The following is a 14,740-nucleotide window of genomic DNA, read 5'->3' as shown; positions in this document are numbered from 1 at the left end:
ATTATCCTTCTATAAATATCTCTTTGGTACTTGTCGCCCCTGCGCTGCTAGCGGCTCTAAGCAGTTTCAATTCAGCATCCAGTTTCTTAATTGATGCCTCTCGTGCTCTTAGCTCTATGTCATAAAGCCGCTGAGGATCCGGCTTCTTAGATTCTCCAAACGTGATTGGAATTACCGCTTGGATATAGATAGAGCTTTCATTTCGATACCTATCTTGGTGATGGTGGTGATAGTAATGATCCTTATTTTTGTCATCTCCTAAGGCACCACCAAACTGTATGGTCATATCGGGTTGGAGCGTGGTATCGATTTCAATACCTGACTCACCTCTCACTCGAACGCGATCTCCCTGTGCCATTACAGGACTGGGCATATAAGCGGCTAAAGCTTCATATGACATCAAGCTAAGGATTATCAGTACTACTTTGTTCATTGCTCTACTCCTTTTATCGTTGGGCGATACAGGCTAATTAAGGTCTCTATTTCGGTTCTGAGGTTTTCCCCCTCTCGAGGGATAGAGCGAGTAGACACTATCTTGTGCATCCATTTATCCGACTCTTCGACCCTTAAATTCAGCTGAACCTTTCTGGTTTCGTCGGGTTTAAGTGTAAATACACCCAAAACCTGCCCCTTCACCAAAACCTCATAACTTTGGGAAAAACTATTTAGATTGGTCACATCCAAAGCCACATCGACTCGCTCGGTAGCGACAAACTTGCGCATTTCACGCGGAACCTGACTGTGCGCCAAAGCCAACGAGGGCAATAGCAAGTACATCAGGATGATCTTCTTCATCATGATTATTTCTCTTATATAAAAGTGCCCGCCAAACTATGTGTTGAGGACGTTGTATTCGCAGCTACATCAAACTAAAAGGTGTAGCTGAGGGAGATCCCTTGAGCATCGGTTCCACAAGGTTGATAAGGGGCAACTGACAGATTTGGGTCTTGATATTTGGAGGTCACCAAATAGCTGACAGTAATGGCCAGCGCAGCTCCGGCGAGCACATCAGCTTTCCAGTGCTTGGTGGCATAAACTCTTGAGTAGCCTACATAAGAGGCCGCCATATAGGCTGGAAGCCCATACTCCCAGCCGTACCTATGGTGTAGAAAAGCAGCTCCACTAAAGGCAGCCGAGGTGTGCCCTGATGGAAAAGAATTGAAGTTCTTACCATTGGGCCTTTCTGCCTCTATCAACAGTTTTAAACCATGGGTAGCTAGACCTGTGTATAAAACACCTTTGCCAAGTTGTCCCATACCTTCGGTATCGTCTTTGTACCAAGAGACTCCTAGTGCGGTTAAAGGGATAAGAAACTGGCCAATATCTCCGGCAGTTTCAGTTTTACAACCCGCCATAGAATGTGTTGCAAAGAGCAGTGAAGTGAGTAATGAAATACGTCGTATCATTGGGTACCTACATTTAATATGTACTTCCCGCTTCCTTGCGTATTCCTTGTTTTGATTGGATAAGATGACTCCGCCATCTCAAATTTAGATAAAGGTCTAGCGACCCTGCCGTTTTGAACGACAGAATTAGATTACTGGGTCTCGAGTTTTGAGTGTTTTAGAAGAGAATTAGAAAAGGTTAGAAAACCAAAACTCTACTTTCACCGTCAGATTTGATGGCCTCGCACCATATGCGCTGGCAAACTTTCAACCTTACGGTTATGAATCTCAATCATCTTATTGGTGTGCGTTTGAATGCTTCTTATCACTAAGCCCAACGCCGTGACCAGCATACCTAGAGTAAAGATGGTGTTTGCTAGCAACATGAACTTTCCTGCTGTTGCAAAAACCAAAACTAGGGAGACTCCAACTAAGGCGATACCTAGACCAATAGAGGCGGTAATCTCTACCGGTTCAACCATCAAAGATGGTCTCGGGTTCACCTTAAATCTGATCTGTTGCTTTTCTGCATCTGTGGCTGAACTGCTGAGTAGCATATTAGTTACTCCATATAAGTTAACGGGTTAAGAGTGATTTAAATGCTTAATCAACTTATTGAGCTCACTGACGCTTCGAAGTGATCCAAGCTTGATTCTCTTATTTCCAGACACATAAATACTTGGAGTCTTGTTGATTCCATAGTCTTTCGCTAAGTCATTCAGTAAGGCTACATCTCGAGTTACTTGCTCTTCAAAAAGCTTGCTCGAGTTCACACCATTTGCCTCTAAAATTTTCTTCACTCCTGCAGCATCGGATGGCAGGCGCCCATGTGAGCGTCGAATTTGCTTCATTAGTTGTCTGGAAAATTGAGAACCTTTCCCCTCGTAACTCGCTAGAACAAATGCATGTTGAATGGTGGCATCTAGTGGCTTACCAAACTTCACCGGAACCTCAATAAAATCAACACCCAGCGACATGGCGGTTTTTTCCAATGGCTTGTGAACCAAGCTGCACGCACCACAATAGGGTGAATGGAACACTAAGATGCTGTTCTCTATCTCAGGTTGCTTGACCAACTCGTAATGAACGCCCTCATCAAAAGCCAGGACACTATTTGAAACACCGAGCAGCAATAGCGCTGAGGTTAGTTTATGTCTCACCACTTTCACCTCACCAAGATCATTGCTTCGCAACAGGCAAAGCCTGCTCACCAACCACTACCACCTCTTCTGTTTCCTCATCCAGATAAGCACCGATGGGCTTTACTTCTTGATAAGTAAACTCGTAGCAAGTGCGGGAGTCCCAAACACCTGATTTATCCTTGCTCTCTGTAATTAAGGTGTTGAAATCCTTGTTCATCTGGAGCCACTCCTCTGCAACCTCTTGCAGTGGCCCCTCTTCTTTGCTACGGAACAATCCTGCATCGTTATAACAAACCAATATTCGGTCTATATTGCCTGCAAGTGGATTTGGAATAGAGAACTGTTCTTGCAAGCGCTCGGAGTTGAACACCGCATCACCAGCGGCTAGCAGGTTGTAGTCTTTCATTAGCGCAGCACCCTTTACTAGGTTATAGGTGGCGCAACCACCAAGAGTGCTCAAAGCACACAGAGCAACAGCAATATGTCGTTTTTTCATTGGGAGAACCTTGTTGAGAAAATGGTTCACCGTCCATGGTGACATGCTTCCTTAAGGGGCTTTTTTTAAACAAACTAGAAATAGAAGAAATAATTAATGGTTGCTTTGCTATCAGGTTTGCTACCGTCAAGCTTTGACAGTTCATACTTGGCACCTAGAGATTGGTTCTCCGCAAGCATATAACCTGCACCAAGTTCCAGCGCGTTATGCCACTTTTTACCGCTAGCGAGGTAAGTAGATTTAGGGTTGGCGTAAACCCAATGCCCGGCCTCAAAACCATACATTGCATAAACGCCACCCTGACCCAGCCAAGAGTCGTTATTGGATTTGTTGCCCGCTTTATCTTTGTCGTTGATGAACGCATTGCCACCGTAGACCATAGGCACAACAATAAAGCTATCGGTGATATCGAATTTTTGCACTACACCCGCAAGCATAGTGTTGTTGTATGAGGTTCCAAATGAGCTTTTTACCTTGCCACCCAGAGCATCTACGGACCAACCAAAACCGCTATCTTGATCCACGTTAAAGTAGCGAGCTCGATAGTTAATATCCCCCTTAAAGTTGCTACCAATATCACCAGAGAAGATATGAGAGCCACCACCGTAAACAAAACTTGCGGTTGTGTTCTTTGTATTATCTCGAGCAAAAGACTGCTGGATACCAAGGCCTGAATAACTCGCTAATGGATCGCCATAATTCACCGTATCTTCTGCCAATACGGAAGAAGTCGCAGCTACCAGAGAAAGTGCTAATACTAATTTTTTCATTGTTGCCTCTATATAAATCGTTAAAGGCCATCCGTGCTTATTGATTCCCTGATTTCAACTACCAAAGCGATGCGTTTGCTTTGTGATTGCGACATCTCAAGCTCCTAAAAGTGAGTTGACTGGAAGTTCGCAATGGATTGGCAGGCATATTGAGGGCAATGTTTTTTTAAAGGTATTAGGAGGGAGTTTGAATTAGTTAGAAAAGCGAAAAGAAAGGAGAGCGGCTAGATACTGAAGGCAGGAAATACAAGGTCTAGTTACAAATCCCATATTCAATTTTTTTACCTAATCGCTCTTCCTACTGGCCTAAAACTACATTTTAGAGTGCAGCAGAAAACCTCAAGAAAAATATAAGTCATTGAAATATATAAATATAAAACTCTTCTCTTTATCTAATCTTTTCCAACACCAATCAATTAGACCTGAAAATGGAGCGCTCTTTATGCTTGCGCCGTCGATACCCCTATCGGCACGTTAATGGACAACAAAACCTTACGAAGGACTGTGTTTACTACACATATTAGGTTTTATAACAATGAAGAAAATAGTATTAGCCGCCACCATCAGCTCACTATTTGCAGGTGTTGCATCGGCTAACGACACCAAGCTGAATACAGAACACGGTACGGACAAAGAAACTAAATTTGGCGTACACCAACATATCGGTGCTGGTTTTGGCGCTGGTCTTGAAATAGTTACCGCAGAAAACTTGAAATACTACAAAGAAACTAATCTACAACTGGACTACCAATTTGATATTACCGACTCATGGTATGTGAAGCCTCAGTTTGAGCTGAGCATTCCTCATAGTCATTTTAGTAAGAAAGATATGAAGCTCGCCTTTGATAAAGAAAACACTATCAATGGAAAGCTTCGTGTTAGCAATAAAATCAAAACCGGTATTGAAACTGGCTTCCGACTAGATAGTGGCCTTTACACTTCGGCTCGCTATCGCTTTGAAACCAACAACATTAAGGAAAGCTTCAAAGGTAAAATTGGTGGCGAGCTGGGTAAAATGGGTAGCAAAGCAGAAAACAAACTGCACCGCCTAGACCTAAAGCTAGGTTATGAGGTTTCTGATGTAGTCGACTTATCTGCAAACTATATCTACAAGCGCAGTGTTTCAGAAAACAGCATCTATGTACAAAAGCGCTCTGCTAAGCTAGGTGACCTCAAAACCTCCCAACACGAGGTTGAGCTTAAAGCTGCATACATTGGTTTTGGCGATCTTCAACCTTACGCCATGTACACCTATAAAAGTGACCTAGATGTGAAAACCTTTGACGCGAAATTCAAAGACGATAACGTCTTCTCTGTGGGTCTGAACTATAGCTTCTAAAACCACATAAACAACAAAGGAGAGCAATGCTCTCCTTTGTTTTATCTTGCGATAAGCTATTCTTTGTAGCCTGACCATTCTACCCACTCAGGGATATCTCTAGGGTCGCCGTAGGCTCTCACAAACCTAGGGAAAGACTGAGGCACAGCCATATCGTGCCTATCTTTAAACACTGAATTTAACTTCCAGTGCGTTGCATAACCTTCGTTCATCAAATCATACGCCTTGTGAGCAATCTTCCAGAATCTTGGGTTTGCTTGCCCTTTTGTGCTCATCCATGGATAAGACGGTTTACTCTCCTGGCTTGCATAGACAGCGTTACCGAGCTGGTGCAACAGCTTCGACAATATATCCGGCCCGATATCTTTTATTGAAAGATTTTTGGCAGCTTCAATATCATCACCAATCTGGGTTGCAACTCGATTGATCAGAAAGTCCAGATCTAGTTGAGTCGTACAGAGCTCATAACCTATGTAATCGATTCTCTCCAAAATCGCATCACGATAATCTTCTTTAGTGAGTTGCTTATTTCGTATAGCTCGACGGTAAGCAACCGCCTTTTCATTCTTATCCATGATATGCGCCTGCAGATCTGGATAATCGTCAAGAGCATTTGGATTGTAGGATAACAACTCTAGGAGTTTTTCTTGCTCTACCATTAACTGCCCAAGCTGTTGTTTTGCCTTCTGTTCCATCTACTCTTTCCTATAGAGATCAATATCTTATACATTAGTATACAACCGTTTTAAGCAACAGTTCCTTCGAGCTTTAAATTTCCTATTTCCAACCATTTCCAATACACCTGTATATACCTTAGAAACAGTTCTATTCGTAATCTAGCCCCATCGAAACACACCCTGCCAAGACAAACTCGGCAGTCAGTTACTTAAGAGATGAGATTATGAAGAAGACAATTATTGCAGCCCTACTATCGCTAACTGCCATCGGAGCTCAAGCTACAACCCTGCATAAACCAGATACTGATTTCATTGCCAAGACAGAGCAACTAGGTGTTTCTCAATCTAACTGGGACAATGGTCGCTCTGCAAAGCTAACCTACAAGCATGCGTATCGCTTCACTCACAGTCTTGAAATGGAAAAAGGTGGCTATGTGCACCAGTTTGGAAAAGCAAAAGGCTTTGACCTTGATAAAGTGACTGCTAGCGACATTGATGCAGAGCTCCCTATGACTGAACTTCTACGTGATCGTCTAAACATGGAGTCTTTGGTTATTCTCAAAGATGGTGAGCTAGTGGATGAATACTACTGGTCAGGCATGGACAAAAACCAGACTCATCTAATGATGTCGGTAACTAAGTCTTTCACAGCTCTGACCCTTCAAACACTTGTACAGCAAGGCTTAGTAGATATGAACAAACCAATCACTGACTACCTTCCTGAGCTTAAGGAGTCGGCAGGCTTTCGTGACGCTACAGTTCAAGAGGTTGCCGATATGCGCTCTGGCATCAAGATTGAATTCTCACCGGGTAAGATCTGGGATGACCGTATGACTAACGTCCAAGAGTGGAACGGTGTCAATCACTACCCAGAACTAAATAGTGTATTGGATTTTGCCAAGAACTTAGGTCAACGCAGTGATGTTAAGACAGGACAAGCTTTTGACTACCAGTGCGCCAACACCGAGATGCTGAGCAAGCTGATAGAACGAGTAACTGGCGAACGCTTTGCTGACGTGATGGAAGCACAACTTTGGAAACGTGTTGGTTTCGAGAACAATGCTTACCTTCAGAGTAACTCAAAAGGTGAGGCGGTTAGCTCGGGCGGTCTGAATGCGACCACACGCGATGCAGCACGAATGATGGATGTGCTAGTAAACGGTGGTAAAAACCGCAATGGTGAGCAGATCATTTCAAAACAATATATCGATAATCTGATGCAAGGTAACCCAGAAGTAAAATCTGCATGGCAATATGACCAATTCTCAACTCTGCTAGCAGATGCATGGTACAAAGATCAGGTGCGTGTATTGAACGTCAATGGCCACCGTTATATGACTTTCGTGGGTATTCACGGTCAGGTGATCGTTGGTGAGCCAGCAACAGGCATCGTACTAGCGATGAATGGTGCACAAGATGAGATGCAAGCACCACGCACTGTAGCGGTTACCTTCCTCGAAGCTGTTCCAGCAATGCTAGACGCAGTAGCTAAATAGCAATAAACCACTAAGAGCCAGTATATCTGGCTCTTTTTTTAGAAAGTCCATCGTTTTCTGACGCGCTTTCTAAATGGAGCCTGAGAAAAAGGATTCAACGGGCGGCCATTCGTGGAGGGCCTTCCGCACCCAACACAGAGCATTTTCTTGAACTCTAAAACGACAAAAGCCTGTCATTTCTGACAAGCTTTCAAAATAGTGGTCGGTGAAGAGGGATTCGATCGGACTGGCGTTCCAGCGGGGCGGCCATCCGCACCCGACCCAAAGCATTTTCTAAACTCTTAAACGACAAAAGCCTGTCATTTCTGACAGGCTTTCAAAATAGTGGTCGGTGAAGAGGGATTCGAACCCCCGACCCTCTGGTCCCAAACCAGATGCGCTACCAAGCTGCGCTATTCACCGACTGGTCAACGTCTTTGCCGTTGAGACCGCGTATATTACGGATATTTACGTGCCTTGCAAGGGCAATACATCAAAAAGTCTGAGCTTTTGTTCTACATGCTTATATTTTAGTCCCACAGTAACAAAATGAGACACTGCTTACAGTTTTTTACACCTACAAATTACCTTTTAATAACAATTGATCAGGATCATGATTACTTATCTCTCACAAATTAAACTGTACTCAGTCATTCAGCCTTGAGTGATGAATCTCCTCACTAGATCAGTTTGCAATTCAATCTATTGCCACCGAAGTGCTTTCCCGTGCTTCGGTTTTTTCTTTTCAGACTAGGGCTGTTGACCTAGATACAAGTCACAAGATGCACAATCGCCCCTGAGTCAGGTATAATCAAATAACTGCGTACTCATACTCCGATTCAGCCATGTCTCAAGAATTTGATGAAGATTTCTCTTTTCAAGAGTTGATGGGAGATGTGAAACCTCTACAGCAAGATACCGCTTTGCATAAGAAGACTCATCAGGTGGACCAAAACCATCTGGAACGACGTCAAGCAGCGGTGAGCCTAGAGGAAGAACTGCCCGAATACCTAACCCTAGATAATGCCCCTATGCTTAAACCCGATGACATCATCGAGTACAAGAAGAGTGGTGTACAAGATGGTGTATTCAAAAAGCTGCGCCTTGGTAAGTACCCTATTCAGGCTAAGCTGGATCTACACCGCAAGTCTCTGACACAAGCTAGAGATGAAGTGGTTCACTTCCTTAAGCAGAGCCTAAGAATGGAAGCCAGAACCCTACTGTTAGTGCACGGGAAAGGACATAATTCCAATCCACCAGCACTAATGAAAAGTTACGTGGCCTTTTGGCTCAAGCAGATAGATGAGGTGCTATGCGCCCACTCTGCACAGCCTTTTCACGGCGGTTCCGGTGCAGTGTATGTGATGCTGAAGAAGAACCCAGAGAAGAAATTAGAAAACCGAGAGCGCCATCAAAAGCGCCTTGGATAAACAGAGAACACCATGTCCGATAACGCAAAGCGACTCAATAAATTTATCAGTGAAACTGGCTTCTGCTCTCGTCGTGAGGCCGATAGGCTGATCGAACAAGGCCGAGTAACCATTAATGGCAACGCTCCTGAAATGGGCATGAAGGTCACCGAGCAAGATGAGGTGCTAGTTGATGGTAAACCACTGCGTGCTAAATCTAAGCCTATTTATATCGCGCTCAACAAGCCTACCGGTATAACGTGCACCACTGAGCGCGATATCGAAGGTAACATCGTTGATTTCATCGGACACAAAGAGCGTATCTTCCCTATCGGTCGCCTAGATAAGCCCTCTGATGGCCTTATCTTTTTGACCAATGACGGCGATATCGTTAATAAGATCCTGCGTGCGGGCAACAACCACGAGAAAGAATATGTGGTTCGTGTGGATAAGCGAATCACCCCAGACTTCCTAAAACGAATGTCTTCTGGTGTACCTATCCTTGATACGGTTACCCTTCCTTGTAAGGTAACCAAAGAGACCGATTACTCATTTAGAATCGTATTGACTCAAGGTCTTAACCGCCAGATCCGCCGCATGTGTGAAGAGCTAGGCTATCGAGTGTTCAAGCTGCGCCGCGTGCGCATCATGAATATCACCCTAGATGGTATCCCTAACGGTAAATGGCGCTACCTGACTGATGCAGAAGTCAAAACTATCCTTGATTTGAGCAATGATTCAGTAGGTACCGAGGAAGCATCCAATAAAGACGCTCGCGGACAGAAGATCCGCAAAGCAACAAAAGCGAAAGTATTCGACAGCCGTGAAGAGAACCAAGGCTCTCGTGCAAGGCGCAACCGCGACGAGCAGAGAGACTCCTACCGTCCATCGAAAGGCAATAAGCGCCCTACTCGCTCTGGCAATAAGCCATCGGCCTTAAAACCGAGTCAGCGTCCTAAGAAAACCGGCACCTTGTCACTTAAGAAATAGGCCTAGCGTTCATCCTTTGGAGAGTCCATCACTACCATGGTGGTGATGGCTTTCACATACTCACACTCCCCTAAGACGTCCGCATGGAAACGCTTGTAGCTGTTAAGATCAGCGGTTTCCACACGCAGCAGATACTCATTTCCACCGGTAATATTGTGGCACTCCACCACTTCATCGACAAAGCGCACGTGCTCTTCAAACGCCACTTGGGCTTGCTTACGATGAGAAGACAATCCGATAGAAACATAGGCAACGAACCCTACGCCTAGTTGATTAGCATCCAGCATAGCCCTGTAGCCTTTAATCACCTCTTTACGCTCAAGCTCTTGTACTCGTCTAAGAGTCGCTGAAGCCGATAATCCAACGCGCTCTGACAACTCAACATTAGACACCTTTCCGTCTCGCTTGAGTTCTTGCAAGATTCTTTCGTCAAACTTATCCATATGAAATTTTATTGCTTAATTTGTTCATTTTGCTCAAATATAAGCACAAAATTGCACCTCAGACTACTTAATATTGCCTGTTCAAACTGAAAGAGAACGGAGGCAGTATGGACCTACAACACCTATTAGCGATAGCCCTATTTGCGCTAGCAAGCACAGGCACACCTGGGCCTAATAACTTAATGCTGATGAGCTCGGGGGCAAATGTTGGGTTTAAGCGCACTATTCCGCACATGCTAGGTATCATGGTGGGCTTTTCAGTCATGCTGACCTTGATAGGTGTTGGTCTGGTGGGGGTGTTTCATACCTACCCTGCCAGCCAAACCATTCTCAAATACCTAAGTTTGGGATATCTGGCCTATCTCGCTTTCAAGATTGCCACCAGCAAAGGTGGCAATACCGAGCAAAGCTACAAGCCAATGACCTTTATTCAGGCCGCAGGATTTCAGTGGGTAAACCCTAAGGGCTGGTCGATGGCGCTGACCGCTGTGAGTCTGTTTAATGCAGAAGGAGGAATGCTGGCTTTGATGGTGATAGTGGCTGTGTTCTTCTGCGCCAACATTCCATCGGTAACCCTGTGGACTGCCGCTGGAACTCAGCTTCAGCGCTGGCTTACCACAGGTATCCGAATCAAGGTATTTAACTATGGTATGGCAGGGCTATTGCTTGCCTCTGCCGTACCTATGCTTTAGTCGTCGGTAAGCTCTTTAAATTGCCCTTGAACCTGTGCCAACAGTGCTTCAGGGGCAATCTCGATTTCAAGTCCGCGCTTGCCACCGCTGACACAGATGGTCTGCTGTGACTGAGCACTGATATCCAAGAAGATAGGTAAACGCTTCTTCTGACCAAGTGGGCTGATACCACCTACCAGATAACCAGTAACCTTTTGTGCCAATGCCGGGTCAGCCATGGCCGCTTTCTTGAGCTGATTTGCCTTGGCTGCAAGCTTGAGGTTGAGCTTCTTCATCACAGGAATAACCGCAACCGCTAAGCCGTCAGCCTGACCATCCTGTGAAAATAGAAGGGTTTTAAACACCTGCTCCGCCGGTTGACCTGTCGCCTCTACCGCCTCTAATCCATAACTGTCGTGGTTAGGATCGTGCTTATACTGGTGGAGCTCGAAGGGTACCTTTTTCTTCTTCAGAAGACGTACAGCAGGTGTCATATTGGCCTCTTATTGATAAACGATCTCGCCTGATGGCGCATACTCGTTCACGTCAACAGGGCTATTGGTCTCAAGATACTCCTTCAGCACCTCAGCATCAACAAAACCTGTATCTACATAGCCAGGATGCTGATTTACCTTAGGATAACCGTCACCACCAGCGGCATTAAAGCTTGGCACGGTGAAGCGGTAATTCTGATTAATGTTCAGAGGCTTACCTTGGATCTTGATCTCTTTAACACCCTCAGGGGTTACCTTCATAGACACGCCAGCAAACTGAGCGAATGAGCCTGAGTCGGTTGGTTTAGCACCTACCTCTTTCAGGTATTGAAGAACTTCATTACCGCTCATATCCACGTAGGTCAGGGTGTTACCGAATGGCTGAACCTTAAGCACATCTTTATAGGTGATCGCGCCGCCTGCGATAGAGTCACGCACACCACCAGAGTTCATTACTGCAAAGTCTGCCTTAGCGCGTTTCATGTGCGCAGTAGCAATCAAGCGACCTAGGTTAGTCTGCTTAAAGCGAACCACGTTGCGGTCACCCTCAAGCTTGCCGTTAGACTCCGCAATCTGAACGTTCAACTGCTCTTCACCCTGCTTTTGATATGGGGTTAGAAGCTCAACCATGCCTTGGTCTTCAGCTATCGTCTCGCCAACCACGACACGCTTAGTTTCACCGTCTTGCTCGACCTTAGTGGTTAGATTGATAGGAATAAGCTTGTAGCTCTTAAGCTCAAGCTCACCGTTCTTGTATTCATAGTCTGCACGGCCCACATACTTACCCCATTCGTAGGCTTGCATGATCCAAGTGCCGTTTTGCTGATCTGGCTTACAATCATCACCAGGCTTGAACTGTTTCTTAACTAGATTTGGACCTTCCATACACACAGGCTCTTGGGAGTGACCACCGATGATCATATCCAGTGAGCCCTCTGGAAGGTATCGTGCCAGTGCTACATCACCAGGCGCGTTGCCACCATGGTTGCCATCTTGATAGTGACCCATGTGCGTAAGAGCGATAGTGATGTCCGGCTGTTCGCTCGCTTCTAGCTTCTCTAGAACCTTCTTCGCTTCCGGTTTAGGGTCTCTAAACTCAAGCCCCTTGATGTACTCTGGGTTACCTATCTTGGCGGTATCTTCAGTAGTTAAGCCCACAACGGCAATCTTAAGGCCATTACGCTCAAAGATCTCATAAGGCTGGAACTTACGCTGCTGAGTATTGGCATCATAAATGTTGGCTGAAAGCATTGGGAAATCAGCCCATTGCTGCTGCTTTTGCAAAACCGTTAGCGGGTTATCAAACTCATGGTTACCCAGCGCCATTGCATCGTAGCCTAGCAGGCTCATGCCTTTAAAATCAGGCTCGGCATCCAATAGATCAGATTCAGGTACACCCGTGTTAATGTCACCACCAGAAAGCATGAGTACTACGCCACCTTCTGCTTCTACTTCAGTTCGGATGCTGTCCACCAGCGTTTTACGCGCCGCTAGGCCGTACTCGCCGTACTTATTCGGCCAGAAGCGACCATGATGGTCATTGGTGTGAAGGATAGTGATCTGCTCGGTTTGAGGCTCGCTAGGAGTAGTTGAACAACCTGCAATGATAATGGTTGACGATAGTGCCAACAACACAGGTTTTAGTTTGAATCTTTCCATGGGTACCACACAAATATGTAATTAATTTGATTGACCCAAGGTGTATAACAACAAAAAAAAGGGTTCGCTAATGGCAAACCCTTTTTTTAACGCAAGTGTCACAACTTATTTAATTTCAATCGTTTGGAAACTCTTGATCAGATCATCTAGTGACTTCATTTGAGCTAGGAAAGGTTCTAGCTTATCTAGTGGCAGAGCCGAAGGACCATCGCAGCGAGCTTGGTCTGGATTCGGGTGTGCTTCGATAAATAGACCGGCGATACCGGTTGCTAGACCTGCTTTCGCAAGCTCAACAGTTTGCTCACGACGACCACCAGATGCAGCGCCAGATGGGTCACGCATCTGTAGAGAGTGAGTAACATCGAAGATGATTGGGCTGCCGTTAGACGCCTTCTTCATCACGCCAAAACCCAGCATGTCTACTACTAGGTTATCGTAACCTAGGCATGAACCACGTTCACATAGGATGATCTGGTCGTTGCCACACTCAGCAAACTTATCAACGATATTGCCAACCTGACCAGGACTCATGAACTGAGGCTTCTTAACGTTAATAACCGCACCGGTTTTCGCCATAGCTTCAACTAGGTCAGTCTGACGAGCTAGGAATGCTGGCAGCTGGATTACGTCTACTACTTCAGAAACTGGCTGCGCTTGCTCTTCAGTGTGAACGTCAGTGATGATCTTAACGCCGAAGGTAGACTTCAGCTCTTCAAAGATCTTCATGCCTTCCTCTAGGCCAGGACCACGATAAGAGTGAACAGAGCTACGGTTCGCCTTATCGAATGACGCCTTAAATACATAAGGGATACCTAGCTTCTCGGTTACCTTTACGTAGTGCTCACACACCTGCATAGCAAGGTCGCGAGACTCTAGCACGTTCATGCCTGCAAACAGGGTAAACGGCTTATCGTTAGCAACCTCAATATCACCAACTTTTACTACTTTAGATTCCATTTTATTCTCTCTCTACATGGCCTTAGTGAAGTACCTGAGGGACTTCTTGAAGGGCTTTCAATTGTAATTTTAATAACTCTGCCGTAGGGTCGTCTGGGCACTTCTCTAGGAAATACTCAAAGTCTTTTTGAGCCACTTGATTGCACTCTAGGTGCTGATAAATAAACCCACGGTCGCGAATCTCATACGGATCATCAGGCACCAAAGATAGGGCAATATCGGTACATGCTAGGGCTTGAGTATAGCGCTCCTCGCGCATCAAGGCGCTTTTAAGCACGCCTAGCCATCGACCGATAAGCATGGAATTATCCGCCACGTTCAAGTGCTCTGGCTTAAGTTGTGCCGCAGCGCCCTCTTGGCCCTTAAGCCAAGCGTGCAGCACCGGTTTCGCCACGTATTCACCATTGAATGGGTTAACATAAGACTTGTCACGGTCACTCCAATTCACCGCGATCAGGAACTGGGTAGGAAAACTAATGCCCTTCACTGGGAAACCAAGCTTGCGACCAAAGAACAGCAGCAGTGCCCCTAGACTGACGGGAATACCTTTGCGGCGTTGAATCACTTTTTCGATAAAGGCGTTTTCAGAGGAGAAATAGTTCTCGTAATCCCCTTCAAAGCCCCACTCTTGATAAAACAGACGCAAGAAAGCATCAAAGCGTGCCTTCTCGTTCACCTCAACCGAGAGAACCTGCTCTGCTTCATCCAATAATTTCTCAAGCTGCATCTCAACCCAAGTAAAATTCACCTGAGGGTCGATTTGCGAATTGAGCAGTAGTGCTCCCTCTACCAATTCCAATTCATCGAGATCTTTAAACCACAGATCTGACATT

18 protein-coding genes and 1 tRNA gene are annotated in these 14,740 nt (G+C 45.5%); 5 read left to right on the top strand and 14 right to left on the bottom strand.

The annotated features are described in order from the left end of the window. Position 1: 1 nt before the first annotated feature. The 7 genes from Pcarn_RS03490 to Pcarn_RS03460 all read right to left on the bottom strand — a co-directional run bounded on the left by Pcarn_RS03490 (position 2) and on the right by Pcarn_RS03460 (position 3,793). Positions 2-433: a hypothetical protein gene (locus Pcarn_RS03490; RefSeq protein WP_261835004.1), complete on the bottom strand. Its 432-nt coding sequence runs from the start codon at positions 431-433 to the stop codon at positions 2-4. After that, on the bottom strand, positions 430-798 hold the full coding sequence (locus Pcarn_RS03485; RefSeq protein WP_261835003.1) for a hypothetical protein: 369 nt from the start codon (positions 796-798) through the stop codon (positions 430-432). The genes Pcarn_RS03490 and Pcarn_RS03485 overlap by 4 nt, the downstream gene beginning before the upstream one ends. Before the next feature lie 71 nt (positions 799-869). Further along, positions 870-1,406 carry a phosphatase PAP2 family protein gene (locus tag Pcarn_RS03480; protein WP_261835002.1) on the bottom strand — a complete coding sequence of 179 codons (537 nt, stop codon included), beginning with the start codon at positions 1,404-1,406 and terminating at the stop codon, positions 870-872. A gap of 206 nt (positions 1,407-1,612) precedes the next feature. Further along, complete coding sequence (locus tag Pcarn_RS03475) at positions 1,613-1,942, bottom strand: hypothetical protein (protein ID WP_261835001.1); 330 nt, start codon at positions 1,940-1,942, stop codon at positions 1,613-1,615. Between the two features lie 27 nt (positions 1,943-1,969). Continuing rightward, positions 1,970-2,545, bottom strand: coding sequence for a thioredoxin domain-containing protein (locus tag Pcarn_RS03470; protein WP_261835000.1), 576 nt, complete (start codon positions 2,543-2,545; stop codon positions 1,970-1,972). A 19-nt stretch (positions 2,546-2,564) separates the two neighbouring features. Next, the gene (locus Pcarn_RS03465; protein ID WP_261834999.1) at positions 2,565-3,023 is read right to left on the bottom strand and encodes a hypothetical protein; all 459 of its coding nucleotides are present in this window, start codon (positions 3,021-3,023) and stop codon (positions 2,565-2,567) included. A 74-nt stretch (positions 3,024-3,097) separates the two neighbouring features. Then, on the bottom strand, positions 3,098-3,793 hold the full coding sequence (locus Pcarn_RS03460; RefSeq protein ID WP_261834998.1) for a hypothetical protein: 696 nt from the start codon (positions 3,791-3,793) through the stop codon (positions 3,098-3,100). A 535-nt stretch (positions 3,794-4,328) separates the two neighbouring features. On the opposite strand from Pcarn_RS03460, the gene Pcarn_RS03455 reads away from it, so the two are divergent. Beyond that, entirely contained in the window at positions 4,329-5,132 is an 804-nt protein-coding gene (locus Pcarn_RS03455) for a hypothetical protein (RefSeq protein WP_261834997.1), read from the top strand. Positions 5,133-5,188: 56 nt separating this feature from the next. Here the strand turns inward: Pcarn_RS03455 and Pcarn_RS03450 are convergent, their stop codons facing one another. Next, on the bottom strand, positions 5,189-5,827 hold the full coding sequence (locus Pcarn_RS03450; RefSeq protein ID WP_261834996.1) for a hypothetical protein: 639 nt from the start codon (positions 5,825-5,827) through the stop codon (positions 5,189-5,191). A gap of 206 nt (positions 5,828-6,033) precedes the next feature. Here Pcarn_RS03450 and Pcarn_RS03445 point away from each other — a divergent pair, with 206 nt between their 5' ends. Further along, positions 6,034-7,305 carry a serine hydrolase domain-containing protein gene (locus Pcarn_RS03445; protein WP_261834995.1) on the top strand — a complete coding sequence of 424 codons (1,272 nt, stop codon included), beginning with the start codon at positions 6,034-6,036 and terminating at the stop codon, positions 7,303-7,305. Between the two features lie 325 nt (positions 7,306-7,630). On the opposite strand, the gene Pcarn_RS03440 is transcribed toward Pcarn_RS03445, so the two are convergent. Beyond that, a tRNA-Pro gene (locus Pcarn_RS03440) sits at positions 7,631-7,707 on the bottom strand. Positions 7,708-8,129: 422 nt separating this feature from the next. Between Pcarn_RS03440 and smrA the strand changes: the two genes are divergently transcribed. Then, complete coding sequence (smrA, locus tag Pcarn_RS03435) at positions 8,130-8,714, top strand: DNA endonuclease SmrA (RefSeq protein WP_261834994.1); 585 nt, start codon at positions 8,130-8,132, stop codon at positions 8,712-8,714. A gap of 12 nt (positions 8,715-8,726) precedes the next feature. Next, a complete protein-coding gene (gene rluF / locus Pcarn_RS03430; protein WP_261834993.1) occupies positions 8,727-9,683 on the top strand; it encodes a 23S rRNA pseudouridine(2604) synthase RluF in 957 nt (318 codons plus the stop codon). A 2-nt stretch (positions 9,684-9,685) separates the two neighbouring features. On the opposite strand, the gene Pcarn_RS03425 is transcribed toward rluF, so the two are convergent. Continuing rightward, a complete protein-coding gene (locus Pcarn_RS03425; RefSeq protein WP_261834992.1) occupies positions 9,686-10,126 on the bottom strand; it encodes an Lrp/AsnC family transcriptional regulator in 441 nt (146 codons plus the stop codon). A 107-nt stretch (positions 10,127-10,233) separates the two neighbouring features. Here Pcarn_RS03425 and Pcarn_RS03420 point away from each other — a divergent pair, with 107 nt between their 5' ends. Then, on the top strand, positions 10,234-10,818 hold the full coding sequence (locus tag Pcarn_RS03420; RefSeq protein ID WP_261834991.1) for a LysE family translocator: 585 nt from the start codon (positions 10,234-10,236) through the stop codon (positions 10,816-10,818). On the opposite strand, the gene ybaK is transcribed toward Pcarn_RS03420, so the two are convergent. The 4 genes from ybaK to Pcarn_RS03400 all read right to left on the bottom strand — a co-directional run bounded on the left by ybaK (position 10,815) and on the right by Pcarn_RS03400 (position 14,739). Further along, entirely contained in the window at positions 10,815-11,291 is a 477-nt protein-coding gene (gene ybaK, locus Pcarn_RS03415) for a Cys-tRNA(Pro) deacylase (RefSeq protein ID WP_261834990.1), read from the bottom strand. The two genes, Pcarn_RS03420 and ybaK, sit on opposite strands and share 4 nt — an antisense overlap. Before the next feature lie 9 nt (positions 11,292-11,300). Next, positions 11,301-12,950, bottom strand: coding sequence for a bifunctional UDP-sugar hydrolase/5'-nucleotidase UshA (ushA, locus tag Pcarn_RS03410; RefSeq protein WP_261834989.1), 1,650 nt, complete (start codon positions 12,948-12,950; stop codon positions 11,301-11,303). 105 nt (positions 12,951-13,055) lie between these two features. Then, on the bottom strand, positions 13,056-13,907 hold the full coding sequence (gene kdsA, locus Pcarn_RS03405; protein WP_261834988.1) for a 3-deoxy-8-phosphooctulonate synthase: 852 nt from the start codon (positions 13,905-13,907) through the stop codon (positions 13,056-13,058). A gap of 22 nt (positions 13,908-13,929) precedes the next feature. Beyond that, positions 13,930-14,739 carry a SirB1 family protein gene (locus tag Pcarn_RS03400; RefSeq protein WP_261834987.1) on the bottom strand — a complete coding sequence of 270 codons (810 nt, stop codon included), beginning with the start codon at positions 14,737-14,739 and terminating at the stop codon, positions 13,930-13,932. Between the last annotated feature and the right edge of the window lies 1 nt (position 14,740).

Source organism: Vibrio ishigakensis (assembly GCF_024347675.1).
GTDB classification, from domain to species: domain Bacteria; phylum Pseudomonadota; class Gammaproteobacteria; order Enterobacterales; family Vibrionaceae; genus Vibrio; species Vibrio ishigakensis.
The sequence above is the reverse complement of the archived record's forward strand: the minus strand, read 5'-3'. Positions and strand labels throughout refer to the sequence as shown.